The sequence below is a fragment of the Actinospongiicola halichondriae genome, from assembly GCF_049103745.1.
Classification (GTDB): Bacteria; Actinomycetota; Acidimicrobiia; order Acidimicrobiales; family Salinilacustritrichaceae; genus Salinilacustrithrix; species Salinilacustrithrix halichondriae.
On record NZ_CP171622.1, the window covers coordinates 1,743,561 to 1,768,580 of the forward strand.

Below are 25,020 nucleotides of genomic sequence, written 5' to 3' on the forward strand. Positions count from 1 at the left end.
CGGATGGTAGCGACATCTGACACCGCGTCAGATCGTCGCCGAACGGCGATCACGTCCGCTTCTTCGTCGCCGCCTTCTTCGCCGTGCGCTTCTTGGCCACGGCCTTCTTCTTCGGCGCGGCCCGCTTCTTCGCCGGCGCGGCCTTCTTCTTCGCCGACGTCAGCCCGGCATCGGCCTGCAGCTCGGCGAGCGCGGCACCGACGTGCGCCGGAAGATCCCAGACGTCGGGCACCAGCTCACGACAGGCCATGAATCCGATGTCGACACGGTCGCGATAGCTCATCACCGTGATGTTGAGCCCAGCGCCCTCCATGATCGGGCCCATCGGGTACGCGGCCACGAGCTCGGCACCGCCGTAGTACAGCGGCATCGGAGGACCGGGCACGTTGGAGATCACGACGTTGTGGATCGGACGATGCCGGTCGGCCAGGTTCAGCTGGCTGTACAGACGCGACGCCAGCGCGAAGGTCCGCGGCGCTGCGTACTCCGCCCAATCGGTGAGGAAGTTCGCCCCGACGGCGTGATGGTCGTCCTTGGCGCCCTTGGTCGTCTCGTGGATGCGGGCGACTCGAGCTGCAGGGGAGTCGAGGTGCGTCGCCAGGGTCGTGAACATCGCCGACACCCGGTTGTTCGTGGTGCCCGTCTCGTCGTCGGTCCGCACCGACACGGGGCACACGGCGATGAGCGGTTCGGGGGGCAGGGCGTCCTTCGACTCGAGGTACCGGCGAAGCGTGCCGCCCATCAGCGCGAGGACGATGTCGTTCACGGTCACGCCGTAGTGGTTCTTGAGCGCCTTCACGTCGTCCAGTTCCACCTTGGCGAACGACACCTTCCGATGCGGGGTGATGGCGGCGTTCCATGGCGTGGGCGGTGCGGTGAGTGGGACGGCGCCGACGATGGTGTCGGGATCACGGTGACGCTGCACGAGGTTGGCGGCGGTCGAGACCGTCTCACCGAGCAGCGGGAACAGCTTCATCGCACTCTTGGCCCTGCTGTTGAGGGCGTAGGCGATCAGCTCCCCGTCGCTCGGTACCCGTTCGGGCTCACGGTCGTCGGGTGGCTCGATGTCGCCGCCGTCCGGAGAGAGGTCGAAGAGACTGGCCATCAGCTCCGCGCCGGACACGCCGTCGACCGCACAGTGGTGCATCTTCGTGATGACACCGATCCAGCCGTTCTGCATGCCCTCGCAGACGTAGGCCTCCCAGAGCGGACGCGACCGGTCGAGCGGACGCGACGCGATGCGGCCCGCCAGTTCCGACAGATCCTCGAGGCCACCGGGTGCAGGAACGCCGACGCGGCGCACGTGGTAGTCGAGATCGAAGTCGGGATCCTCGACCCAGAGCGGATGATGCAGGTTGAGGGGCACCTCGACCACGCGTCGCCGGAACGGCGGGACCAGGTGCAGCCTGCTTCTGATGTGGTCCTTGATCTTGGAGAACTCGTAGCCACCCGGCACCGTCGACGTGTCGAAGATGGCCGTCTGCGCCACGTGCATGTGGACCGAAGGTGTCTCGAAGGTCAGGAAGGTGGTGTCGAGACCGGACAGACGTTCCATGGAGACCCCTTGGTGGCCGGACGGGAGAACCGCTGAACTAGAACACGTTCTAGTCTGGCTGTCTAGTGTGGTGCCGTGCACATCGGAGACACCGCCGACGAAGCCAGCTTCCGGGCCGAGGCCCACGCTTGGCTCCAAGCCAACGCGGTACCCAAGGGCCACCCCGACGACTTCTCGGTCGGATCGTTCGGCGATCTCGACGAGGGAGACTACGTGGAGCGCGCCAGGGCGTGGCAGCGAACACTGCACGACGCAGGCTGGGCAGCGCTCACGTGGCCGAAGGCCGCCGGGGGACAGGGTCGTCCGCCCATCTGCCAGTCGATCTTCAACCAGGAACAGGCCGCCTTCGGCGTGACGAGCGGACCGTTCGTCATCGCCATCGGCATGGTGGGCCCGACGCTGCTCCGCCACGGAAGCGAGGCCCAACAGTCACGCTTCCTCCCGTCGATGCTGCGGGGCGACGAGCTGTGGTGCCAGCTTTTCTCCGAGCCGGGCGCCGGGTCCGATCTGGCGTCGCTCTCGACCCGGGCCGAACGCGACGGCGACGAGTGGGTCGTGACCGGCCAGAAGGTGTGGACCTCAGCCGTCTCGCGTGCACGGTGGGGGATCCTCCTCGCCCGGACCGATCCCGACGTGCCCAAGCGTGCGGGCATCACCTACTTCCTCGTCGACATGGAGTCGGCCGGGATCGAGCCACGGCCGCTGCGGCAGATGACCGGCGACGCCCACTTCGCCGAGGTCTTCCTCGACGAGGTGCGTGTCCCGCACGAGAACATCGTCGGTGAGGTGAACGGAGGCTGGGGGCCGGCGAAGACCACGCTCACTGCCGAGCGGGGCGCCATCGCCGGCGGGTCCACCGGTGTCGATGCCGCGGCCTTGATCCGTCTCGCCCAGGAGCGCGGACGGGCAGGCGAGCCCGTGTTGCGTGAGGAGCTGGTGGCGGCCCACATCCGCCAGGAGATCCTGCGCTTCCTCCGCTACCGCACGCTCACCGCGGTCAGCCAAGGCACACGCCCGGGTGCCGAGGCGTCGATCATGAAGCTGGCCTACGCCGACCACCTCAGCGCGCTGACGGCCACGGCCCTCGCGATCCAAGGACCGCAGGCCACGCTCGACGGCGAGCACCTGCCGGCACGGGGCATGTGGTCGAAGCGATTCCTCCACAGCCCCTCGGTCCACATCGCCGGCGGCAGCGACGAGATCCAGCGCAACATCGTCGGCGAGCAGGTGCTCGGATTGCCCCAGGAACCCAGCGTCGACCGCGACGTGCCGTTCCGCGACCTCGCCCGAAGCCGGAACTAGGTTCCGACGATGGTCGTGGAATCCACCGAAGGACTCACCGACACCCAGCGCGAACGTCGCCTCCGTGTCATCGAGTCCGCACTGCGACTGGCCGCCGACGGCGGGTACGAGGCCGTGCAGATGCGCGACGTCAGCACGGCCGCCGACGTCGCCCTCGGGACCATCTATCGCTACTTCTCGTCGAAGGACCACCTGCTGGTGTCGGCGATGGTCGAGTGGATGCTCGAGCTCGAGACGGCGATGACCCGACGACCACCTCGCGGCGACGTCACGGTCGACCGGGTGCTCGACGTCCTGCATCGGGCGCTGCGTGCGGTCGAGCGCGAACCGGAGCGCGCTGCAGCCGTGGTCAAGGCCCAGACCTCCGACGACGGCGCCGCGGTCCGGGCCTCACGAGAGGTGACCGAGGTCCTGTATCGGATCATGGCGTCGGCGTTCCCCGAAGGCGACGACACCGAGCGCCAACACGACATCATCCGGGTGCTGGCCCATGTGTGGTTCTCGTGCCTCGTGTCGTGGACGTCGGGCGTCGGCGACATGGACTGGGTCCGAAGCGAGGTCGACACCGCCGCCCACCTCCTCCTCCCCACCCCCTGAAGACCGTTCTGGTGAACAGACGACACCACCAGGTGTCGCCGTCGTTCACCAGAACGCCGATGGGTGGTCAGATCTGGGCGCGGCCTTCCCAGTAGGGGTCGCGCAGCTTGCGCTTGAAGAGCTTGCCGGTCGACTCGCGGGGCATCTCGTCGGTGAAGTCGTAGGAGCGGGGCCGCTTGTACGAGGCGAGGTTCGCCTCGGCCCAGGTCCGTAGATCGGCCTCGTACTGCTCGTCGGCGACCACGCCTTCGGCAGGCTCGATGACCGCCTTGACCTCCTCACCCCAGTCGTCGTTGGGGATGCCGAAGACGGCGACGTCGCCGACCACGGGGTTCGACAGGAATGCTCCCTCGATCTCCGACGGATAGATGTTCACCCCTCCGCTGATGATCATGTCGATCTTGCGGTCTCGGAGGAACAAGTAGCCGTCGTCGTCGAGTTCACCGACGTCGCCGACGGTGAAGAACGCACCGTCGTCCTCGTAGATCCGGTTCTTCTTGGTCTTGCCCTCGTCGCCCTTGTACTCGAAGTCCGCCTGCGTCAGGCCCATGTAGATGGTGCCGACCTCGTTCGGGCCGAGTCGCTTGCCCTCGTCGTCGTAGATGCGGATCTCGGCGCCGGCCCATGCCTTGCCGACCGATCCCTCCTTCTCGAGCCACTCCTCGGCGGTGATGATCGTGCCGCCGCCCTCGGTCGCGGCGTAGTACTCCATGATCGAGTTGCCCCACCACGAGATCATCTGCTTCTTGACCTCGGGCGGACAGGGCGCGGCGGCATGGACCATGCAGCGCGTCGACGACACGTCGTACCGAGCGCGCACGTCCTCCGGGAGGCCGAGCATGCGGTGGAACTGCGTGGGAACCATGTGGCTGGTGGTGACCCGATGGCGGTCGATGAGGCGGAGGCAGTCCTCGGGAGTCCACTTCTCCATGAGGACGACGGTGTGGCCCAGATGCAGTGAGTTGGCCGTCCACATCAGCACGGCCGTGTGATAGAGCGGCGAGCCCGTCAGATGGACGTTGTCGTCGAAGGGTTCGACGCCGAAGAGCATCATGAACATCGCGTAGAGCGAGCCGAGGTCGGACGGATCCATCTCTGCCATCGCACGCCGGACGCCCTTGGGCCGTCCGGTCGTTCCCGACGTGTAGTGCATCGCCATTCCGGCGGTTCGGCCCGGAGGAGCGGTGGCGGGTTTACCGTCGGTCAGTTCGTCGAGGGGTCGGTACCCGGCGACGTCTCCGATGGCAAACCACCGGTCGGGTGCCAGGGTCAGCTCACCCGATGCAGCCTCGAGAGCAGCGGCGAAGTCGGCATGCCCCACGAGCACCGATGCCTCGGAGTCGTTGACGATGTAGGCGATCTCCGGTCCGACCAGGTGGTGGTTGATCGGCGTGAAGATCAACCCGACCTGGAGCGCGGCCAGGTACAGCTCGAGGAACTCCCGACAGTTCGGGAGGACCGCAGCGACGGTGTCACCGGGCTCGAGGCCCAGCGCCACCAGACCGTTGGCGAGTTGGTTGGCCCGCCCCACGAGCTGTCCGGCTGAGACCGGGCTCTCGTCGGTGTCGATGAGGGCGGTCCACGAACCGTCGGCCTCGGCCAGTCTCCAGAATCCGGTCTCGGTCATGGCGGAACGGTAGCGGAATCTGACACCGCGTCAGATTCATCGGGCTACGGTACGCGAGATGCGTGCTGCACTCCTACGGAACATCGGCGACGACGCACTCGAGGTGCGCGACGACATCGAGTTGGTCCCCGCCGGACCCGGCGAGGTCACCGTCGACATCAAGGCCACGGGTGTCTGCCACTCGGACCTGTCGGTCATCAACGGGACCATCCCGCAACCTGCTCCGGCGATTCTCGGCCATGAAGGCGCCGGCGTCATCAGTGCGGTCGGGGAGGGCGTCACGAGCGTTGCCGTCGGCGACCACGTGATCGTTGCGTGGAGCCCGCCGTGCTCCCACTGCAAGTTCTGCGTCGACCGACGCCAGCCGCACCTGTGCTCCGAGATCCAGATGGTCATGGGGGGCCAGGCGCACTTCAGCATCGACGGGACTCCCGTGTTCGGTATGGCAGGAACCGGCACATTCGCCGAGAAGATGACCGTGCCGCACCAGGCCGTCGTGAAGATCGACGATGACGTGCCGTTCGAGATCGCGTCGCTCGTCGGCTGTGGCGTCATGACCGGTGTCGGCGCCGCGTTGAACACCGCCAAGATCACACCGGGATCGTCGGTCGTCGTGTTCGGTTGCGGGGGAGTGGGCATCGCCTGCATCCAGGGCGCCCGGATCGCCGGCGCCGCGGAGATCGTGGCGGTCGACCTCGTCGACAGCAAGCTCGAGCAGGCACTCGGCTTCGGTGCCACCCACGCGGTCAAGCCCGATGAACTCGACGCGGTGAAGCGTCAGGTCACGGGTGGCGACGGGTTCGACTACGCGCTCGAGGCCATCGGCAACCCGATCACCATGCGCGCCAGCTACGACGCCATCCGTCGCGGCGGGACCGCGGCGATCGTCGGCGTCGGCAAGTTCGAGGAGCAGGTGACCTTCTCCGCCTTCGAGCTCTTCTACTCCGAGAAGACACTCGTCGGCAGCTACTACGGCTCGGCCGACGTCCGTTCCGACTTCCACCGCCTGCTCCGCCTCTGGAAGGCCGGCCGCCTCGACCTCGAAGGCATGATCAGCCGCCGCATCGGCCTCGACGACATCAACGACGCCATGCACCAGATGGAGAAGGGCCACGTCATCCGCCAGGTCATCTCGTTCTGAACGATTGGTTGTCGACGGTCTGCGAGAATCGGCGGTCGGAGGCCCACGGTGATCGCTGCTGCTCACGACTGGTTCGACGACCTGGATCTCGATCCCACGTCGTCGTGGCGGCACATGGGCACCCGATCGCTCGGGAGTCGACCCTGGCTCGTGGTCGACGGCCGGAGTGATCACGAACGGTCACTGCGCGCCCACCTGTTGGCCGAACGTCGCTCCGAGGTCTTCGCCGCACCGCCGGCGGAGATCGGTGACGAGGTCTGCGCTCTCGTCGCCACCGAGGTGGAGGTCCGCAGGGACGTCGATCCCGACTCGCTCGCCTGCGCCGGCCTGGCGATCCAGGAAGACCTGTGCCTGCTGCGGCGACACGACCGATCTTGGCACCTCGACGCGGCGATGCTCTGCTTTCCGTCACGATGGCGTCTGACCGACAAGATCGGACGGCCGCTGGTCGAGGTCCATGCACCGACGCCGGGGTACGCAGAACACCTCGCTCCGAGGGTCGACCGACTCCTCGACCGCCTGACCGACCGGCCGGTCGTCCGCCGCAACTGGTTCGTCCATCCCGACCCGTCGCTCCATCAGCCCGACGCCCTGGTCGTCGATCCGATCCTGCCGACCGGCGATGTCCTCGACGGCCTCCACATCCGCAGCGAGCGCCAGACGCTGAGGAAGCTCGACTCGGGATGGGTCCTGTTCACGATCCGTATCCAGCACGATCCGCTCGGGATCGCGCTCGACCGGCACGAGCGCTGGCACCGGTTCCGGCACTACGTCGAACACGCGCCCGACGACGATCTCGCGCACCGCGGCATGGCGCCTCAGCAGGTGACGGAGGTCCGTCGACGACTGGCGGAGGACGGGCCCTGGAGTCCGGACACCCGTACCCCAGGTGGCAGTAGTCTCCGAGGTACGGCAGACGGCACCGCCTTGCCGGGCTGACTCCAATCGATCCCCTCGAGCGAGGGGCTGATGTCGTGAGGTGGATGATGGGGCTGTTCCGTCGAGGACGGACGACCGGTGACGCCGAACGGGCGATCGCCGTGATCCGCGGAATCAAGATCCTGACACCGGGCGAAGACACACCGACGCGTCAACGACTGCGCATCGAGGTCGACGGCCCCATGCCCTCCGTCGACGGTGTCGAACTCACCGGCGCCCCCCGATGGATCCGGTTCGGACAGTCGCTGCCGGTGGTTCGCTGCGGCAAGGGCTGGGAGGTGGACTGGGACGAGGTCACAGAGCAGGGAGCACTCCCGACGAGCGTGGCACGCGTCAAACCGCCCGATGCCGGGATCGACGACAAGACGAGCAAGGCCGCGCGGGCACAGCGCAAGGGCGCACCGTGCATGGTCGAGATCCGGGAGGTCACCGGGACCACGCTGCTCGGGATGAGCACCGACCGCTACGACCTGGTCACGACCATCACCGCCGACGGGATGGAGGCGTACTCGCTCGACCTCAGACGCCAGGAGGTGCCGTTCTATGCAGCCCATCTGCTGCATCCGACGACGACCGTCCCCGGATGGGTGCGGGAGGGTCGCCCGGACAAGGTCGTCATCGACTGGCCTCAGGCTGCACTCGCCGAGCATGGGATCGGCGTGCGGGCATTCGAGGCCGATGAAGCACAGCAGTCGGACCTGGCTGCGCCCGCCGTGAACACCGCGATGGCCTTCGTCTCGCGGTTCGTCCCCGAAGGCGCTCCAGCCACCGCCGACGGTGACCCGTCGGAAGAGGCAGGCGCCGACGACATCGACTTCGACACCTGGGTAGCCGTCGAGGCTGGGCTCGTCCGAGATCGGGTCGCACCCGCCGACCACGCCGCCTACGCAGAGGAGCACGGTGTCGCGAGCGGACGGTGGGCCGAGGTGTCCGCGACGTGGCACGGACGGGTGCGCGCCGACTGGGAGCTCGGGGCACGGTTCGGCGCCGCCTATGCGGAGGCCTTGAAGCGACGATGAGCACGTCACCGCCGCCGACGCTCCGTGTGCGGACCGAACGTCGCAGACATCCTCTCCGAATCGGTATCGCGATCGGGGCGTTCGGTCTCTTCGGACTCGTGGCCGGCGCGGTGATCACCTGGACCAATCAGGCTCTCCAGGTCGCGGCTCCGGTCGCCCGAGTGGCGCTCCCGAGCTCGACCACGTTCGAGGCGGAGGATCGCGGCTACGTCATCGTGCTCGACCGGGTCTCGTCGGCGTCTCGCCTCGGCATCACGAAGGCGGATCCCGTCGTCGACGTGCGATGCAGTATTGCGAGAGCCGACGGATCCACCGTGGTCGTCGACGGGTCTCGATCGACGGTTCGTACCGACACCGACCTCGGCACCTCCGTGGGGAGGTTCGAGGCCTCGCAGGGCACGACGACGGTCGAATGCGACTGGGCTCGCCTGCCATCCGCCGCGTACCGGTTCGTCATCGCTCCGGAGCGGCAAGGCCTGGTCGTTGCCGGAATGGCGGGGGTGATCGGCGGGATCGCGATGTTGCTGCTGGCCATCCCCTTCTTGTGGATCGGTATCCGCGGGCGCGCCGTCGTCGAGCGAGAACCCAGTGTCGCGGGCAAAATCTGATACAACGTCAGATTTGTGAGCGAGACGCCTCCACTTCGAGCCCCACTGACCATCGAGTACCCGTTCACGCGGACGGTCGGACCGGTCCAATCGGCCTTCCTCACCGGCCTGCGCGAGCGCATCGTCCTCGGCATCCGACGCAGTGACGGGACCGTTCTCGTACCTCCGGTCGAGTACGACCCGGACACCGCCGACGAGTTGACCGAACTCGTCGAGGTGGCATCGACCGGCACCGTCACCACCTGGGCATGGGAGCCCTCGCCCGACGAACGTCAGCCGCTCGACGTGCCGTTCGCCTGGGCGCTCATCACACTTGACGGCGCCGACACCCCGATGCTGCACGTCGTCGACGCCGGCTCTCCTGATGCGATCCGCACCGGCACCCGGGTCCGCATTCGCTGGGCCGACGAGCGCGAGGGCGCCATCACCGACATCGCCTGTTTCGAACTCGAGGAGTCGTGAATGTCTGAGCTCACCCTTCCGGCGTCGATCGCCGACGCCGAACCGGTGCGTTCGATCCGGACGCCAGCCCGGCTCGACTACACGTTCACCGCTCCGCTCGCCACGACCGAGTTCCTCACCAACATCGAGCAGAAGCGGATCCTGGGGACCCGCTGCCCGGAGTGCGGCAAGGTCTACGTGCCCATCCGTGGAGTGTGCCCGACCGATGCCGTGCCGATGACCGAGCGCGTCGAGGTCGAGGACACCGGCGTCGTCACGACGTTCTGTGTCGTCAACGTCCAGTTCTACGGGCAGGCAGTCGAGGTGCCCTACGTGTGCGCCACCGTGCTGCTCGACGGCGCCGACATGGGCCTCTTCGGCATGGTCGCCGGCATGCCGGCGAACGAGGTGCGCATGGGTCTGCGTGTGAAGGCGAAGTGGGCGGACGAGCCCTCCAAGTCGCTCGAGTCGATCGAGTACTGGGAACCCACCGGCGAGCCCGACGCCGAGTACGACACCTACAAGCACCACCTGTAGAGGACGAGGATCCACCGATGAGAGATGTTGCGATCGTCGCGTTCGCGCAGTCCGACCAAGAACGCAGGGTCGAGGACCGCAGCGAGGTCGAGCTGCTGAGTCCCGTCATCCAGGACGTGTACGCCCAGACCGGAATGACCGCCTCGGACTTCGGGTTCACGTGCTCGGGCTCGACCGACTACCTGGCCGGCCAGGCATTCAGCTTCGTGCTGACGCTCGACTCGGTCGGTCCGTGGCCACCGATCAGCGAGAGCCACGTCGAGATGGACGGGGCCTGGGCGATGTACGAGGCCTGGATCAAGATCCAGACCGGCGCCATCGACTCCGCGCTGGTCTACGCCTACGGGAAGTCGTCACCCGGCGACCTGCGGGCGGTGATGAGCCGGCAGATGGATCCGTACTACGTCGCTCCGTTGTGGGCGGACTCCGTCGCCCTGGCGGCGCTCCAGGCACAGTCCATCCTCGACGCCGGCATCGAGACCGAACGCGACTGGGCCGAGGTCGCCGCCCGCAACCGCACCAACGCGGCGAGCAATCCCCGAGCACAACTCCGGAGCTCGCCCGACGCCGACGCACTCCTCGACGACGAGTTCGTGGTGGCACCGCTGCGCCGGCACGCATGCCCACCGATCACCGACGGTGCTGCGGCCATCGTGATCGCCGCCGGCGACAAGGCCCGTGAGCTGAGCGAGCGCCCGGCGTGGATCCGCGGCCTCGACCACCGCATCGACGCGCAGTCGCTCGGTGTGCGCGACCTCACCGTGTCGGCATCGACCGCCAAGGCGGCCGAGAAGGCTGGCGTGGGCGACAAGGCCGTCGACTTCGCCGAACTGCACGCACCTTTCGCCCACCAGGAGGGGATCGTGCGCCGGGCCATGGGGCTCGGCGACGACGTGACCATCAACCCCTCCGGCGGCGCCCTGGCGGCCAACGCGATGATGACCGCCGGCCTGATCCGACTCGGCGAAGCCGCGACGCGGATCACCGCCGGCGACGGCGACCGAGCAGTCGCCCATGCGACCTCGGGTGCATGCCTGCAACAGAACCTCGTCTGCGTCCTGGAGGGTGAGTGATGGGTGCTGCCGGGCAGCCTGCGGCCGTGGTCGGCATCGGCCAGACCAAGCACATGGCCACACGCGGCGACGTGTCGATGGCCGGGCTCGTACGCGAGGCCGCCCTCCGTGCGCTCGCCGATGCGCAGATGACCTGGGATGACATCGATGCCGTCGTCGTCGGAAAGGCGCCCGACTTCTTCGAGGGCGTGATGATGCCCGAGCTCTACCTGGCCGATGCGCTCGGTGCGGTCGGCAAGCCGCTCCTGCGCGTGCACACCGCGGGTTCGGTCGGCGGTTCGACGGCGATCGTGGCCGCCAGCCTCATCCAGTCGGGCGTACACCAGCGCGTCCTGACCGTGGCGTTCGAGAAGCAGTCCGAATCCGAGGCCATGTGGGCGCTGTCGCTCCCGATTCCGTTCCAGGCCCCGCTCGTCGCTGGCGCCGGCGGCTACTTCGCTCCGCACATCCGGGCCTACATGCGTCGCGCCGACGCTCCGGACCACATCGGGATCCTGGTGGCGCTGAAGGACCGACTCAACGCCTGCAAGAACCCCTACGCCCATCTCCATGAGCCAGAGACCACCTTCGAGTCGGTCAAGGACTCGATGATGCTGTGGGACCCGATCCGCTACAGCGAGACGTGCCCCAGTTCCGACGGCGCCTGCGCGATGGTCATCACCGATGCCGACACCGCCAAGGCCTGCGACAACCCGGCGTGGATCCACGGCACCGCGATGCGTTCCGAGCCGACGATGTTCTCCGGCCGCGACCAGGTTCTGCCCCAGGGCGGGCGTGACTGCGCTGCCGACGTCTACGCACAGGCCGGGATCACCAACCCGCGAGAGCAGATCGACGTCATCGAGATGTACGTGCCGTTCTCCTGGTACGAGCCGATGTGGCTCGAGAACCTCGGGTTCGCCGGCGAAGGCGAGGGCTGGAAGCTCACCGACGAGGGTGTGACCGAGATGACCGGCGACCTGCCGGTCAACCCGTCCGGTGGCGTCCTGTCCACCAACCCGATCGGGGCATCCGGGATGCTGCGGTTCGCCGAGGCGGCCATGCAGGTCCGTGGCATGGCAGGCGAGCACCAGATCGACGGGGCGAAGACCGCCCTCGGCCACGCCTACGGCGGGGGAGCGCAGTTCTTCGCCATGTGGGTAGTCAGTTCGGACCATCCGAGCGGTTGACGATCGCGTCATTTCACCACGTGGGGCGCCCGTTCCGGACGGTGTGGGCGAAACGTACGGATCGCTGCTTCGACACCCATGGGCTCCGTCCCTAGGGTCCCCGCATCCCATGATCGCTCTCGGCGCTGCAGACTTCGTCGTGATCGACGACGACCAAGACCTCCGGATGTTGGCCACGCTCACCTTCCGACTCCAGGGCTGGGACGCGCACGGGGCCGCCGACGCAGACGCCGGCATCCAGATCCTGCACGACCTCGTGCGGTCGGGGAGCAGTCCGGCAGTCCTCCTCGATGTCCAGATGCCCCTGGTGGACGGTTGGGAGACCCTGACCCGGATCCGGGCCGACCCGGAACTCGCCGACCTCGCCGTCCTGATGTGCACCGTCAGCGCGACCGAGGAGGAGCGCCTCCGCGGCTATGCGCTCGGGGCCGACGGATTCGTCGGCAAGCCCTTCGAGGCCGACGACGTCGTCGACGCCGTCCGGGCGGTCAGCCTGTTGTCGCCCGCGGAACGGCTGGCGCGGCGGGGCGGCCCACCGGTCATCCGGCCAAAGTCAGCTGTTGCGGACTGAGGCCGTTGCCTTCGCCGGCGCCTCGTCGACGCGGTCGGGCCAGAACGGCGGCTCGTAGACCGTCGAGGTCGCCTCGAAGTCCTCGGCGTAGAACTGCGCCGCCCACTTCCGGAACTTGATGAACGGCCCGTCGGTGTCGGCGAGCGCGGGGCGGGTCAGGTGCGCTTTGTGTTCCCAGATCGGCTTGTCCTCGAGCACCTGCTTGTCGACCTCGCGCACGAACGCATTGCCGACGTTGCGGGTGGTCTCCTCGTCACCCATGGTCTTGAAGCGGAAGTGGAACCACAGCTCGGTCCGACCGGCGTCGATCGGCGTCTGCACGGCCAGGTTGTAGGTGTCGATGATGCCGCTGAAGCTCACGAGCGACATCCCCGAGCCGTAGCTGTGCGAGTCGATCCGTCCTTCCATCACGCCACGTGGCGTCGGAAACTTCTGCGATGACTTCATGTCGGCGTCGGGGAATCCGCACTCGTAGCTCTGGAGCTCGGGGACCTCGGCGGTGTTGTGCACGTAGCGGAAGTGGGCCGAGTCGACGCCGTTCTCGGCCATCTCCTGCCAGCACGCGTCCACGACGTGGTTGGTCGAGATCATCGTGGAGTACTCGGTCGTGTCGCCGTCGAACTCCGGGATGACCGGGACCTCCCAGATCGGGTCGACCCCGTGTGGGTGGTACCAGGCCATGATCACGCCGTTGCGTTCGATGGCCGGGTAGGTGTGGAGCTTGGCCTTCTTGTTGGTCCGCTCCGAGTACGGGATCTCGGTGTTGGTGCCTTCGCCGTCGAACTTCCAGCCGTGGAACGGGCAGGTGATGCAGCCGTCGTCGACGGTGCCGCCGTGTCCCAGGTGTGCGCCCAGGTGGGGGCAGAAGGCGTCCTGGACGTGCACCCCGTGGTCCTGGTCACGCCAGATCACGAGGTGCTTGCCGAAGTAGAACCGGGCGATGGCCTCGCCGACCTCGACGTCCTCGGGATGGGCCACGCAGAACCAGCCGAAGGGGATGGGGAACGGGTAGTCCCGTGATGCGGTGGGGGTGCTGGTGTCAATCATCAGTCCTCGATCCCGAGTACTCGTGCGGCGTTGTGGCGGAGGAACTTCGGCCACACCTCGTCCTTGAACCCGACGTCGGGGAGCTCGCGGAAGATCCGCTCGAGCGACAGCCCCATCGGGAAGTAGCCGGCGTAGATGATCTTGTCGGCGCCCCGGCTGTTGGCGTAGTCGACGATGGCCTGCGGGTAGTGCTTCGGGGCGAACGCCGACGTCGAGTAGTAGAGGTTCGGCCACTTGAGCATCAGCTTCACGGCGAGGTCCTGCCACGGCTCACACCCGTGCCGGGTAACGAACTTCAACTCGGGGAAGTACCAGCACACCTCGTCGATGAGCGACACGTCCTGGCACATCGCAGGCACGCGGGGGCCGGGGATGCCGGCGCAGACGAAGATCGGGATGTCGAGTTCGACGCACTTGGCGTAGAAGGGGAAGACCTTCTTGTCGTTGATCGGGACCTGGGGGATCTTGCCGGCCGGGAAGAACGATGCGGCGATCGCCCCGTACTCCGTCACCGCACGCTCGAGATCGCGCACGCCGTCCATCGCGAGGTTGGGGTCGATCTCGTAACACGTGCGGAAGCGGGTCGGGTTGTCGGCGATCGCCTTGATCGACGTGTCACGGTCGAACGAGATGCCGACGAGGCCGATGTCGATGCCGTAGTGGTCCATCTCGGCCAGGATCGCCGTCGCGGGGTCCATGTCCTCGGGAAGGTCCTCGGGGACCTCCTTGAACATGTACTCGACCGGGAACTCGAAGTCTTCCTTCGACTGCTTGTCTCGCAGCTGCGGCTGGAGGAACTTGTACCAGTCCTTCTTCGAGCCGTGCGGGATGTTGATCATGGTGTCGATGACACCGACGTCCGGGAGGGCCATGCCCCCAGACTAGAACACGTTCCAGTTTTCGGCCCACATCCCGCTCCCGTCCCGGAATCCCAAGCCAATCGTTCTGGGAGCGCGATCGGGACGTCTCACCTCCCGATCGTGCACCCAGAACCACGAGGGGATCGTTCTGGGTGCGCAATCGGGACGTCAGGAGTACCGATCGCGCACCCAGAAGCTCGGCGGGGTGGGGGGCCGGGGGTCAGTCGAGGAGGACCCGGGCGGCGGGTTCGATGATCTCCCACGGGCCGCCGAGCAGGAGCGTGTCGACGATCGACGCCTCCCACCGCTGCGCCCGGTCGCGGATGCGGTCGGGGGAGCCGACGAGTGCCACGTCGTCGACGAGTTCGGCCGGGACCGCCGCGGCGGCTTCGTCCTTGCGACCCTCGAGGTACAGGTCCTGGATCTTGGCGCAGTCGCCCTCGTAGCGGCCGTCGTTCATCCGAGCGAAGACCTCGTAGTGGTAGTTCTCGTCCCGGGCGCCCATGCCGCCGATGTAGAGGGCGTAGTTGGGGCGCAACATGTCGATGGCCTGGTCGACGTCGTCATGGACGAACGTCGGCACGACGGCGGCGACACCGAAATCGTCCCACCCCTTGCCGGGGACCTTGTCCATGCCCGACTGGATGGTGGCCTTGTACCAGTCCGACTCGTCGGGGCTCATCCAGATCGGGAGCCAACCGTTGGCCATCTCGCCGGCCAGCGCCAGATTCTTCGGGCCCTCCGCGGCGAGGTAGATCGGGATGGGCGACGGGTGGGGATGCGTGATCGACTTGAGCGACTTGCCCTTGCCCACGGACCCGGGAGCGTCGGAGGGATAGGGGAGCGGGTAGTGCGGACCGTCACTCGTGACCGGTTCGTCGCGTGCCCAGACCTGCTTCATGATGTCGACGTATTCACGGGTGCGGGCCAGCGGCTTCGAGAACGGCTGGCCGTACCAACCCTCGACCACCTGCGGACCGCTGACGCCCAGGCCGCAGATGACCCGGCCGTCGGACAGGTGGTTCAGAGTGTTGAGCGCCATCGCCGTGGCAGTGGGCGTGCGGGCCGACATCTGGATGATGCTCTGCCCGAGCTTCAAGGTCGTGGTGTGCGAGCCGTACCAGGCCAGCGGCGTCAGGGCGTCGGAGCCCCAGGCCTCTGCTGTCCACAGCGAGTCGAAGCCCATGGCCTCGGCCTTGAGGACGGTGTCGAGCGTGTTGGGTACAGGACCGCGTCCCCAGTACCCGAGTTGGAGTCCGAGTTTCATGGTCGGGACCCTAGGCCGCGCGATGCCGTAGGTTGGAGGAATGGCAACGTCTGTTTCCACCGCTGGGGCGGAGTCGGATCGGATTCCCGCCGAGGTGCGGGAGTCGCTCTCCGGCGTCGCGATGGCCGCCGCCGGCGCCAACGTCATCATGCAGTTGGCGCTCCTCCCGGTCGGGCGTGGTGTCGCCGAGAGCCGTGTCGACAGCGGCCGGGTCGACAAGCACCCCATCAAGCGGGCGCGCACCACGCTGTCGTACCTGATGATCGCGTTGTTGGGCACTCCCGAGGAGCAGGAGGCCATGCGACGCGAGGTCGACCGCCAGCACCGCCAGGTCCGCTCGCTGCCCGACGACGACGTCTCCTACAACGCCTTCGACCGCGACCTGCAGCTCTGGGTCGCGGCGTGCCTCTACCGGGGGATCGAGGACGTCCACCGGATCCTGCACGGTGAACTCGAGGGTGAGCGCCGCGAGATCATCTACCGACACGCCGCCCGACTGGGCACCACGCTGCAGGTACGCGAAGAGCAGTGGCCGGCCGATCGTGACGCATTCCAGGAGTACTGGGACCAGATGGTCGCCACGATCGAGATGGACGACGTCACGCGCCGCTACCTCCTCGGCATCGCCGATGCGTCGTTCTTCGGTCCACCGTTCACCTGGGTCATCAGCCCGATGAACCGGTTCTTCACGGCAGGGTTCCTCCCGCCGGAGTTCCGTGACGAGCTCGGGCTGTCGTGGAGTCCCCGTGAACAACGACGTTTCGACCGGGTGATGGGTCTCGTGGCCGGCGTCGACCGGATGCTGCCGCGGCCCGTGCGTGAGTTCCCGTTGAACATCTATCTCTGGGACGTGCGACGTCGCATCCGCACCGGGAAGCCGATCGTCTGACTCAGCCGGCGAGGACGGCGGCGATCCGGTCTCGGTGGTCGTCCAGCGTCCGTGTCGCCGCTCCGGCGACCTTCGCCGCATCATCCCACCGACGGAGTTCGACGGCGTCTGCCCATCCACGGCGACGCCGGAACGCCGCGACTTCGTCGCCGGTCATCGCCCCGCCCTGCAGCGCCAGCGTGTGGACGGACGACGACGACAGTGACGAGGCGTACCCCTCGTCGACGCCGCAGAGATAGCGCTTGGCCTCGACATGCAACGCCACCGGCGCGGTGACGTCGGCGGTGAACCACCGGCGCAGCAGTCGGGAGCCGGCGCGCTCGTGTCGGTCGTCGACTTCCGGGAGATTGACGGCGCCTGTGGCCGCCGGAGTCGTCTCCAGCGCGGCGCCGCCGGGGACGAGGTGCCCGATGTCGTGGAAGAGCGCGGCGACCACCAACATGTCAGGAGCCCCGGCCTCGATCGCACGGTCGGCGCACTGGAGCGCGTGGTCGCACTCCGTCACCCGCTCGTCGTAGGGAGCGGCTGCCGGCGGCGATCGGTACAGCGCCAACAACTCGTCGACGGGGCCGTGCGTCACGGCCGGTGCACGGGGCGACCGAGGAAGTCGTCGGTGATCGACAGGCGCACCCGCTCACCGGAGAACGTGTCGCCGGCAGTGGCGAATTCGTTCCGCTTGTCCTCGTAGTAGCGATCGCGGTGGTCGCCGGCCGAGCGGGCGTTGTAGGTGAGGTACAAGGCCCGGCGGGCCGAGTCGCCGTTGTTCGAGCCACTGCGATGCGGGGTGTAGGAGTCGAACCAGAGGAGGTCGCCGGGTTCGACCGGGGCGAGTTCCCACTCGAGCGTGGCCGCTACGTCCTCGCGTACCCGTCCGCCCTCGTCTCGGGGGAGGAACCCGTGGTGCGCTCCGGAGACGACCGACAGACACCCGGTCGTGGCGTCGGCGACGTCGATCGGCAGCATGCACGACACGTGGTGGTCGGCGAATCGATAGGCCGAGGCGTCCTGGTGCGGAGCGAACCCCGCGCCACCGGGCTGCTTGTAGTTGACCTTCTCCTTGAAGAGCACCGCTTCCTCGCCCAGCAGCTGCGACGCGATGTCCAGGAGCGTCCCGGCGCAGAGGAGGGCACGAAGGCCGTCATGGTGGGGGATGAGGTCTTCGCTGCGGGCCAGGGCCGGACCGCTGTCGGTCATCTCCCAGTGGTGGAGGCCGGGCCCGTCGTCCTGGCCCGCCCACGCGGTCGCCGACTCGATCCCATGCCGGGCGACGGTCAACTGCTCGCCGTCGAGCGCTCCGGGCATCGACAACCACCCCGCCTCACGCCACTGCGCGATCTGGGCAGCCTCGAGGAGGTCCACCATGTCAGTACCGGAGATCGGCGACCACGCCGTAGTGATCGCTGGGCCACATGCCGTCCATCTGCTCGACCCCGAGCAACTCGGCGCCGACGGGGTTCCCGGCCCCACCTCGCTTGGGCCAACCGGCGAGGACGTAGTCGATGCGTCGGTTGAACTCGAGCTGTTCGGCGACGAAGGGATTCTCGTTGTTCCACGTGTAGCCGGGGTCGTCGGGATGGATCGAGCGCCAGCAGTCGACCAGGACGAGGTCGTTGGCGACCGGCCGCAGGCCCGTGAGGGTCCGCATCTCGTCCGACGTGGGCTCGGCGTTGAAGTCGCCACACACGATGGGCGGATACGAACGTGGGCGTGAGTCCGCGACGAACTGCGTCAGCTCGTCGGCCTGCTCCTGCCGGATCGCACTGTGGTCGAAGCGCCAGTTGAGGTGGGTGCTGAACACCTGGATCGGGCCGCGAGGTCCGTCCACGTCGGCCCGTAGGACCAGGCGCTGTTCGTCGTGGGCGTCGCCGGCCGGCAACCGACAGCTGGACTGCCCGGCGATCGGCCAGCGCGACAACACCGCATTCCCGAATCCGATGTCGGGTTCCATCGCGTTCGTCGTGGCCAGGCAGACCTCGAGACCGAGGGCTTCTGCGATGATCGACGCCGAACTCTCGTTACCGTCGCTCCAGACCTCCTGCAGCGCGACGACGTCGGCGTCGACCCGTCGGAGTTCCTCGATGATCCGCGGTAGACGCTCCTCCCATGGCCCGAACCGCCACCACAGGTTCCACGTCGCGACCCGGACACGGGTCTCGATCAGGTCCGTCGCGGTGGCGGGGTCGTCCACGAGTCAGGCCTCGGTCAGCTCTTCGAAGGCCTCGGGAGGCGGGCAGGCACAGACGAGGTTCCGGTCGCCGGCCGCACCGTCGATGCGGCTGACCGGCGGCCAGTACTTGTTGGTCCGCAGCCCACGGACCGGGTAGGCGGCCTGCTCACGGCTGTAGGGGCGATCCCACTCGGACACGAGGAGATCTTCCGCCGTGTGCGGTGCATGGGCAAGCGCGGAATCGGCGTGTGTCGCACCCGACTCGATCTCGGCGATCTCGTCGGCGATGGCGATCATGGCGTCGCAGAACCGGTCGATCTCCTCGAGCGACTCGGATTCCGTCGGCTCGATCATGAACGTGCCGGCGACCGGGAACGACATCGTCGGGGCGTGGAAGCCGTAGTCGATGAGCCGCTTCGCCACGTCGTCGACGGTCACGCCCGTGCGCTTGGTGATGTCGCGCAGGTCGACGATGCACTCGTGCGCCACCCGCCCGTGGGCGCCGGTGTAGAGGACGGGGTAACGAGCGGCCAACCGCACGGCGATGTAGTTGGCGTTGAGGATGGCGACCCGTGTCGCCTCGGTGAGGCCGTCACCGCCCATCATCCGGACGTAGGCCCACGAGATCGGCAGGATGCCGGCCGAGCCGTAGGGCGCAGCAGAGATCGGTCCGGGTCCGGTTGCCGGACCGCACTCGTCGTCGAGCGGGTGGCTCGGGAGATAGGCCGCGAGGTGCGCCCGCACGGCCACGGGTCCGACGCCTGGACCGCCGCCGCCGTGGGGGATGCAGAAGGTCTTGTGGAGGTTGAGGTGACTGACGTCCGCACCGAACGCACCCGGCTTCGCGACGCCGACGAGCGCATTCAGGTTGGCGCCGTCGAGGTACACCTGACCGCCGGCGCCGTGAACCATCTCGCAGATGTCGGTGATCGTCGTCTCGTAGACCCCGTGGGTCGACGGATACGTGACCATCAGCGCGGCGAGGTCGTCGGCGTGGGCGGCGATCTTGGCCTCGAGGTCTTCGAGGTCGACGTTCCCGTTCTCGTCGCACGCGACGACCACGACCCGCATGCCCGCCATGACGGCAGAGGCTGCGTTGGTTCCATGAGCCGACGAGGGGATCAGGCAGGTCGTGCGATGGTCGTCTCCGTTGGCCCGGTGGAATGCGCGGATCGCCAGCAGTCCGGCGAACTCACCCTGCGATCCGGCGTTGGGCTGGAACGAGATGGCGTCGTACCCGGTCACCTCGACCAACCACGCCTCGAGTTCCTCGATCAGCCGGCGGTAGCCGCGGGTCGACTCGGCGGGGGCGAAGGGATGGATGCCACCGAACTCCGGCCAGGTCACCGGCTCCATCTCCACGGTGGCGTTCAGCTTCATCGTGCACGAACCCAGCGGGATCATCGCCCGGTCGAGCGCGATGTCTCGGTCCGACAGCATCCGTAGGTAGCGGAGCAGATCGGTCTCGGAGCGGTAGGCGTGGAAGGTGGGGTGAGTGAGGTAGTCGCTGGACCGACGGAGTTCCTCCGGAACCGCCGCCCCTTCGACATCGGCATCGATCTCGATGTCGAAGGCCTCGCCGAGCAGAGCGAGCGTGCCGACGGTCGACGTCTCGTCGAATGCGACCGAGAGCGTGTCGGCGTCGATCAGGCGGAGGTCGATGCCAACCGACGCGGCACGGGCAACGAGCTCGGGCGCCCGGCCGGGGACGCCGACGGTCACCGTGTCGAAGATCACGTCGGCATCGACCGTCAGGCCGGCGGCCCGACACGCCGATGCGAAGGCGTCGGCCAACCGGTGGGTCCGCTCGGCGATGGCTCGGAGCCCTTCGGGACCGTGGTACACCGCGTACATCGACGCGATGACCGCGAGGAGGACCTGCGCAGTGCAGATGTTCGACGTCGCCTTCTCCCGCCGGATGTGCTGCTCGCGCGTCTGGAGCGCCAGCCGTGTGGCCGGGCGGCCGGCAGCGTCGACCGACACGCCGACGAGGCGGCCGGGCATCGTGCGCTTGTAGTCGTCGCGACAGCCCATGAACCCGGCATGGGGCCCACCGAAGCCGAGCGGCACACCGAATCGCTGTGATGACCCGACGACGATGTCGGCGCCGAGCTCGCCCGGCGGCGTGAGGATCGTGCACGCGAGCAGGTCGGTGGCGACGACGGCGACGGCGCCACCCTCGTGGGCGGCGTCGATCGCTGCCTTCGGCGACACCACGGCACCGGAACACGCCGGGTACTGGACGAGGACGCCGCACACATCCGACAGGGGCGTGGTGGACACGTCGTCGACGACGTCGACGATCACGCCGATCGCCTCGGCACGGGTCTCGATCACCGCGATCGTCTGAGGGAAGGTGTCGGCCTGGATCAGGAACCGGTTGCGGTCACCCTTGGCCAGGCGACGGCTCATCGCCATCGCCTCGGCGGCCGCCGTGCCCTCGTCGAGGAGTGACGAGTTGGCCAGTTCGGTGCCGGTCAAGTCGGTGATCATGGTCTGGAAGTTGAGGAGCGCCTCGAGACGACCCTGGGAGATCTCCGGCTGATACGGCGTGTACGCCGTGTACCAGGCCGGGCTCTCGAGCACGTTGCGGCGGATCACCGGTGGGGTGTGGGTGCCGGCGTAGCCGAGTCCGATCATCGGCGTCCGGACGATGTTCGTGGACGCGATCTCGCGCAGCTCGGCCAGCATCTCGGTCTCGTCGAGCGCCGACGGGAGGTCGAGGGGAGCGGACTGTCGGATCGACGACGGGACGGCCTGATCGATCAGTTCGTCGAGCGAGTCGACCCCGACGACGGACAGGAGGCGTTCGAGGTCGGCATGGCGAGGTCCGATGTGACGATCGGCGAAGGGCACGGGAAGGCTCCGAAGGGGTCGGGAAGAACGGGCGCCCCTTCTGTTCCACGACCTGAGAGATTCACGGGACCAGCGGGTACCGCTTGCTCCTTCGGTGAGTGCCCGCCGAGACGGACCCTGCTCTCCAGAGGTGCCTCGTCCCGACGGTCCGGTGGCCTGAGAGGTTCCGGGGCGGTTGCTCCTTCGGCGCCCGTCCCCACTGGCCGTGGGGCTGGGACTCTCCCGACGGGGATCGACAGCGGCAGGAATAGTAGCCCCGCGCGCAGAAGATCCTGGGCGATCGGGGCGCGCGCTCCGACGGAAGGATCTCCTCATGACGCTCCGAAGCCGAACCGCTGCCCTGCTCGCCGTCGTCGCCATGGCCGCCGTCGTCGCGCTGGCACCGACCGCGGACGCCGCGCCGACCTGGGCACCCGCGGCAACCGCCGCGATCCACCCCGGCACGCAGACCTTCACCGACGGCGCCCAGTGCACCGCCAACTTCGTGTTCACGGATGCCTCGGGCGCCGTCTACATCGGCCAGGCCGCGCACTGCAGCGGGACCGGCGGTCAGACCGAGACCGACGGTTGCGACGCCGGCACGCTCCCCGTGGGAACGCCCGTGGAGGTCGACGGCGCATCCCGACCCGGGACGATGGTCTACAACTCGTGGGCCACGATGCAGGCCAACGGTGAGACCGATGCCAACACCTGCGCCCACAACGACTTCGCGCTGATCAAGCTCCACCCCGCCGACCACGACAAGGTGAACCCCTCGATCCCCGTCTGGGGTGGCCCGGTCGGCCTGTCCGGTGGATCCGCCGCCGGCAGCGACGTCTACTCCTTCGGCAACTCCGGGATCCGCGCCGGCATCGAGCAGCTGTCGCCCAAGTACGGCATCAGCCTCGGCACCGACGCCGATGGATGGAACACGCCGCTCTACACCGTCACCCCGGGCATTCCGGGCGACTCGGGCTCGGCATTCCTCGACGCCGACGGCCGCGCACTCGGCGTCCTGTCGACCCTCGCGATCGCTCCGCTGCCCCTGTCGAACAACGTCAGCAGCATCGCCAATGCGCTCTCCTACATGCGGACCCACGACGGGCCGCAGGTCTCGCTCGCAAACGGCACCGAGCCGTTCCGCAGCGGACCCGGGGGACTGGTGACCGGCCTTCTCGGCGGCTGACCAGGCGCTCGCTAGCGTCGGGCGCCCGTGACCATCTGGCGCCTCGACAACGACCATCTGGACGACGCCGCACCCCATTGGGACGCGGCGGTCGACCGCACACCGGACGTCGATCCGTTCTGCGCGTCGAGCATCTGGTCGTTCAGCGCCGCCTCGTCGTTCCCGGACGCCGAGCCGCCCGTCGTCGTCACCGACGGTGCCGCCTTCTGCGGCATGCGAGCCCGAGACACCGAGGAGGGGCGGATCCTCGTCGGGATGGATCCGGTCTGGGGATTCGCGACGCCGTTCGTCGGCCCGCCGAGGCGCGCGGCCGAGATGCTGGCGTGCCGACTCGACCTCGAGGACGACTGGTCCTTCGCCGTCGTCGCCGGACAGCGTGAGGACTCGGCGCTCACCGCTGCGCTCGCCCAGGTCGCGAACGGCCGATGGAGGCTGTACCGAGGGCCGGAGGAGCAGCGGCTCCGAGCCGATCTGTCCGGCGGGGTGGACGCCTGGTTCTCTCGTCGCTCGTCCCGGTTCCGTCAGCGCATCCGCAGGCTCGAGCGGGATGCCGAGACCACCGGGATCGAGATCGTCGACGTTTCGGCCACCGCTCCCGACGAGGTCTTCGACCGACTCCTCGCCATCGAGCAGACCGGTTGGAAGGGCGGCGACGACACCGGACTGGCCAGCGACGACCTCGCGGACTTCTATCGGCGCATGTGCGTCCGACTCGCGGCCCGCGAGCACCTCCGCGTCTTGGTGGCTCGGCACGACGGAACGGACATCGGGTTCGTGCTCGGTGGTGTCCGGGGCGACACCTACCGAGGTCTCCAGCTGTCGTATCACCGCGAGCACGGTGATGCCGGCGTCGGGCACCTGCTCCAGATGGCGCAGATCCGCCTACTGGTCGACGAGTCGGTCGCGGTCTACGACATGGGCATGGAGATGCCCTACAAGACACGCTGGGCCGACCGGGTGGACGCGACCTTCGCCGTGATCGTCAGTCGCTGAGCCGCCGGTCGGGGCGGGGTTCACGCAGGTTGGAGCCGATACCGGTCTCGACGTCGAGTTCGGGACCGTCGTCGACCCCGGCGAACCACGGCTCGTCGTCCTCGCCCTTGCGACGCTCCTTGGCCAGCGCCTTGAAGTCGTCCTTCGGCTTCTTCTTGAACAGTCCCACGTCCCGGATCCTGCCAGAAATGGAAGACGCCCCGCCGGGTGACGAGAGCCGGAGCTCCGTCGCCCTGCGGGGCGTCGGTTCGGTCTGAGATCCACCACCATCGAATCGTGCGGGAGTACCGTACGGACCCGATGTTTCATACTCGCCCGTCGGCGTGGGATTTGACTCCCTCGCTGGCGGGCGAGTCCGTTTTTCGTCCGTCGGCCTCGGGTTGCCCCTGAGCCTCCAGGCGCCACGCTCGGATCAAACCGGGGGTTCTCACCTCACGTGGTTGGCACCGGACTCACGATCGAGATCGTTCCCCCGGGCCACAGCTCCAACCTCGCGGTTGTGGCCGTGGCATCTCATTCCTCGCCTGCCTTCTCGACGACGTTCCCCGGTCCTTCCGAGCCGCTTCGGCGTTGCCGCCTCCGATGCTCTTCCGGTGGTTCCTGCCGCCGTTCCGACCGGCGTGGATTCACTATGAACCCGTTGAAAACCCCTGGTCAACAGCTATTTTCCAAACGCAGTGGTTATCCACCACATTTCTCCAGATGTCCCCAGATCGCGGGCGTTCTCGACACGTTGTCCACCGGTTCATGCACAGTTCGGGGCACCATGAGCCCGTGTCCGAGACCGAACCCGCAGCGCCGTCGACCGACCGCCGGTGCCGATGGTGTGCTCGTCCCTTCACCGTCAAGGCCGGGCCCGGCCGACCCAAGGAGTTCTGCCGTCGATCGTGTCGCCAGCGGGACTACGAGGCACGCCAACGGGCGGCTGACGTCGGCCTGTCCGAGGACGAGCTCGTCCTGACCCGAGCGGCGATCGACAGCCTGCGTGACCGGCTCTACGTGCTCGAGGCCGCGGTCGAGGACGTGGGCCGAGACCTCGCCGGCAAGCCCACCAAGGACGACTACCGAGAGGCCGTGGAGTGGCTCCTCGACGCCGCTCGACCGTTGGCAGGGGAGTGGGACACGTCGAGCTGATCCTCGGGCGTGAACGTGATCGGTCCGACACCCGAAACGCCGCGGTTCACGGCACAATGGTGG

At 67.9% G+C, this 25,020-nt stretch carries 23 protein-coding genes, 1 pseudogene and 1 riboswitch; of the genes and pseudogenes, 14 read left to right on the plus strand and 10 right to left on the minus strand.

The annotated features are described in order from the left end of the window. Positions 1-49: 49 nt before the first annotated feature. Entirely contained in the window at positions 50-1,555 is a 1,506-nt protein-coding gene (locus AB8619_RS08555; RefSeq protein WP_436796047.1) for a WS/DGAT/MGAT family O-acyltransferase, read from the minus strand. 75 nt (positions 1,556-1,630) lie between these two features. Between AB8619_RS08555 and AB8619_RS08560 the strand changes: the two genes are divergently transcribed. Both AB8619_RS08560 and AB8619_RS08565 read left to right on the plus strand, forming a co-directional pair. Continuing rightward, entirely contained in the window at positions 1,631-2,857 is a 1,227-nt protein-coding gene (locus AB8619_RS08560; RefSeq protein WP_436796048.1) for an acyl-CoA dehydrogenase family protein, read from the plus strand. A gap of 9 nt (positions 2,858-2,866) precedes the next feature. Beyond that, a complete protein-coding gene (locus tag AB8619_RS08565) occupies positions 2,867-3,454 on the plus strand; it encodes a TetR family transcriptional regulator (protein ID WP_436796049.1) in 588 nt (195 codons plus the stop codon). Positions 3,455-3,521: 67 nt separating this feature from the next. Here AB8619_RS08565 and AB8619_RS08570 read toward each other — a convergent pair whose 3' ends face one another. Then, a complete protein-coding gene (locus AB8619_RS08570; protein ID WP_436796050.1) occupies positions 3,522-5,081 on the minus strand; it encodes an acyl-CoA synthetase in 1,560 nt (519 codons plus the stop codon). A gap of 58 nt (positions 5,082-5,139) precedes the next feature. On the opposite strand from AB8619_RS08570, the gene AB8619_RS08575 reads away from it, so the two are divergent. The 8 genes and pseudogenes from AB8619_RS08575 to AB8619_RS08610 all read left to right on the plus strand — a co-directional run bounded on the left by AB8619_RS08575 (position 5,140) and on the right by AB8619_RS08610 (position 12,579). Then, positions 5,140-6,222, plus strand: a complete 1,083-nt coding sequence (locus tag AB8619_RS08575; protein ID WP_436796051.1) for a Zn-dependent alcohol dehydrogenase — start codon at positions 5,140-5,142, stop codon at positions 6,220-6,222. A 48-nt stretch (positions 6,223-6,270) separates the two neighbouring features. Further along, entirely contained in the window at positions 6,271-7,161 is an 891-nt protein-coding gene (locus tag AB8619_RS08580; protein WP_436796052.1) for a heme-dependent oxidative N-demethylase family protein, read from the plus strand. A 35-nt stretch (positions 7,162-7,196) separates the two neighbouring features. Beyond that, complete coding sequence (locus AB8619_RS08585) at positions 7,197-8,180, plus strand: hypothetical protein (protein WP_436796053.1); 984 nt, start codon at positions 7,197-7,199, stop codon at positions 8,178-8,180. Further along, positions 8,177-8,788: a hypothetical protein gene (locus AB8619_RS08590; protein ID WP_436796054.1), complete on the plus strand. Its 612-nt coding sequence runs from the start codon at positions 8,177-8,179 to the stop codon at positions 8,786-8,788. The genes AB8619_RS08585 and AB8619_RS08590 overlap by 4 nt, the downstream gene beginning before the upstream one ends. 15 nt (positions 8,789-8,803) lie before the next feature. Then, positions 8,804-9,766: pseudogene (locus AB8619_RS08595) on the plus strand (Zn-ribbon domain-containing OB-fold protein). Between the two features lie 17 nt (positions 9,767-9,783). Continuing rightward, on the plus strand, positions 9,784-10,839 hold the full coding sequence (locus tag AB8619_RS08600; protein WP_436796055.1) for a thiolase domain-containing protein: 1,056 nt from the start codon (positions 9,784-9,786) through the stop codon (positions 10,837-10,839). Continuing rightward, positions 10,839-12,008, plus strand: a complete 1,170-nt coding sequence (locus AB8619_RS08605) for a thiolase domain-containing protein (RefSeq protein WP_436796056.1) — start codon at positions 10,839-10,841, stop codon at positions 12,006-12,008. Before AB8619_RS08600 ends, AB8619_RS08605 begins: the two co-directional genes overlap by 1 nt. A 109-nt stretch (positions 12,009-12,117) precedes the next feature. Beyond that, positions 12,118-12,579 (plus strand): response regulator, encoded by a 462-nt coding sequence (locus tag AB8619_RS08610; protein ID WP_436796057.1) that lies wholly within the window; start codon positions 12,118-12,120, stop codon positions 12,577-12,579. On the opposite strand, the gene AB8619_RS08615 is transcribed toward AB8619_RS08610, so the two are convergent. The 3 genes from AB8619_RS08615 to AB8619_RS08625 form a co-directional block, all read right to left on the minus strand. Continuing rightward, positions 12,562-13,626 carry a Rieske 2Fe-2S domain-containing protein gene (locus tag AB8619_RS08615; protein ID WP_436796058.1) on the minus strand — a complete coding sequence of 355 codons (1,065 nt, stop codon included), beginning with the start codon at positions 13,624-13,626 and terminating at the stop codon, positions 12,562-12,564. The genes AB8619_RS08610 and AB8619_RS08615 overlap by 18 nt on opposite strands. Next, positions 13,626-14,498 carry an amidohydrolase family protein gene (locus tag AB8619_RS08620; protein ID WP_436796059.1) on the minus strand — a complete coding sequence of 291 codons (873 nt, stop codon included), beginning with the start codon at positions 14,496-14,498 and terminating at the stop codon, positions 13,626-13,628. The genes AB8619_RS08615 and AB8619_RS08620 overlap by 1 nt, the downstream gene beginning before the upstream one ends. 208 nt (positions 14,499-14,706) lie before the next feature. Further along, on the minus strand, positions 14,707-15,753 hold the full coding sequence (locus tag AB8619_RS08625; protein ID WP_436796060.1) for an LLM class F420-dependent oxidoreductase: 1,047 nt from the start codon (positions 15,751-15,753) through the stop codon (positions 14,707-14,709). Positions 15,754-15,793: 40 nt separating this feature from the next. Here AB8619_RS08625 and AB8619_RS08630 point away from each other — a divergent pair, with 40 nt between their 5' ends. Next, positions 15,794-16,642: an oxygenase MpaB family protein gene (locus AB8619_RS08630; RefSeq protein ID WP_436796061.1), complete on the plus strand. Its 849-nt coding sequence runs from the start codon at positions 15,794-15,796 to the stop codon at positions 16,640-16,642. 1 nt (position 16,643) lies between these two features. Here the strand turns inward: AB8619_RS08630 and AB8619_RS08635 are convergent, their stop codons facing one another. The 4 genes from AB8619_RS08635 to gcvP are packed head-to-tail and all read right to left on the minus strand — an operon-like array spanning position 16,644 to position 21,665. Next, positions 16,644-17,222, minus strand: a complete 579-nt coding sequence (locus AB8619_RS08635; protein ID WP_436796062.1) for an HD domain-containing protein — start codon at positions 17,220-17,222, stop codon at positions 16,644-16,646. After that, entirely contained in the window at positions 17,219-18,004 is a 786-nt protein-coding gene (locus AB8619_RS08640; protein WP_436796063.1) for a phytanoyl-CoA dioxygenase family protein, read from the minus strand. Before AB8619_RS08640 ends, AB8619_RS08635 begins: the two co-directional genes overlap by 4 nt. A gap of 1 nt (position 18,005) precedes the next feature. Beyond that, positions 18,006-18,830 (minus strand): endonuclease/exonuclease/phosphatase family protein, encoded by an 825-nt coding sequence (locus AB8619_RS08645; RefSeq protein WP_436796064.1) that lies wholly within the window; start codon positions 18,828-18,830, stop codon positions 18,006-18,008. A 3-nt stretch (positions 18,831-18,833) separates the two neighbouring features. Beyond that, the gene (gene gcvP, locus AB8619_RS08650; RefSeq protein ID WP_436796065.1) at positions 18,834-21,665 is read right to left on the minus strand and encodes an aminomethyl-transferring glycine dehydrogenase; all 2,832 of its coding nucleotides are present in this window, start codon (positions 21,663-21,665) and stop codon (positions 18,834-18,836) included. A gap of 134 nt (positions 21,666-21,799) precedes the next feature. Then, positions 21,800-21,900, minus strand: a riboswitch (glycine riboswitch). 78 nt (positions 21,901-21,978) lie between these two features. Between gcvP and AB8619_RS08655 the strand changes: the two genes are divergently transcribed. Continuing rightward, positions 21,979-22,830 carry a trypsin-like peptidase domain-containing protein gene (locus tag AB8619_RS08655; protein ID WP_436796066.1) on the plus strand — a complete coding sequence of 284 codons (852 nt, stop codon included), beginning with the start codon at positions 21,979-21,981 and terminating at the stop codon, positions 22,828-22,830. Between the two features lie 27 nt (positions 22,831-22,857). Beyond that, positions 22,858-23,823: a GNAT family N-acetyltransferase gene (locus AB8619_RS08660; protein ID WP_436796067.1), complete on the plus strand. Its 966-nt coding sequence runs from the start codon at positions 22,858-22,860 to the stop codon at positions 23,821-23,823. Here the strand turns inward: AB8619_RS08660 and AB8619_RS08665 are convergent. After that, a complete protein-coding gene (locus AB8619_RS08665; protein WP_436796068.1) occupies positions 23,813-23,992 on the minus strand; it encodes a hypothetical protein in 180 nt (59 codons plus the stop codon). The genes AB8619_RS08660 and AB8619_RS08665 overlap by 11 nt on opposite strands. Before the next feature lie 605 nt (positions 23,993-24,597). On the opposite strand from AB8619_RS08665, the gene AB8619_RS08670 reads away from it, so the two are divergent. Beyond that, positions 24,598-24,957: a hypothetical protein gene (locus AB8619_RS08670; protein ID WP_436796069.1), complete on the plus strand. Its 360-nt coding sequence runs from the start codon at positions 24,598-24,600 to the stop codon at positions 24,955-24,957. Positions 24,958-25,020 lie beyond the last annotated feature (63 nt).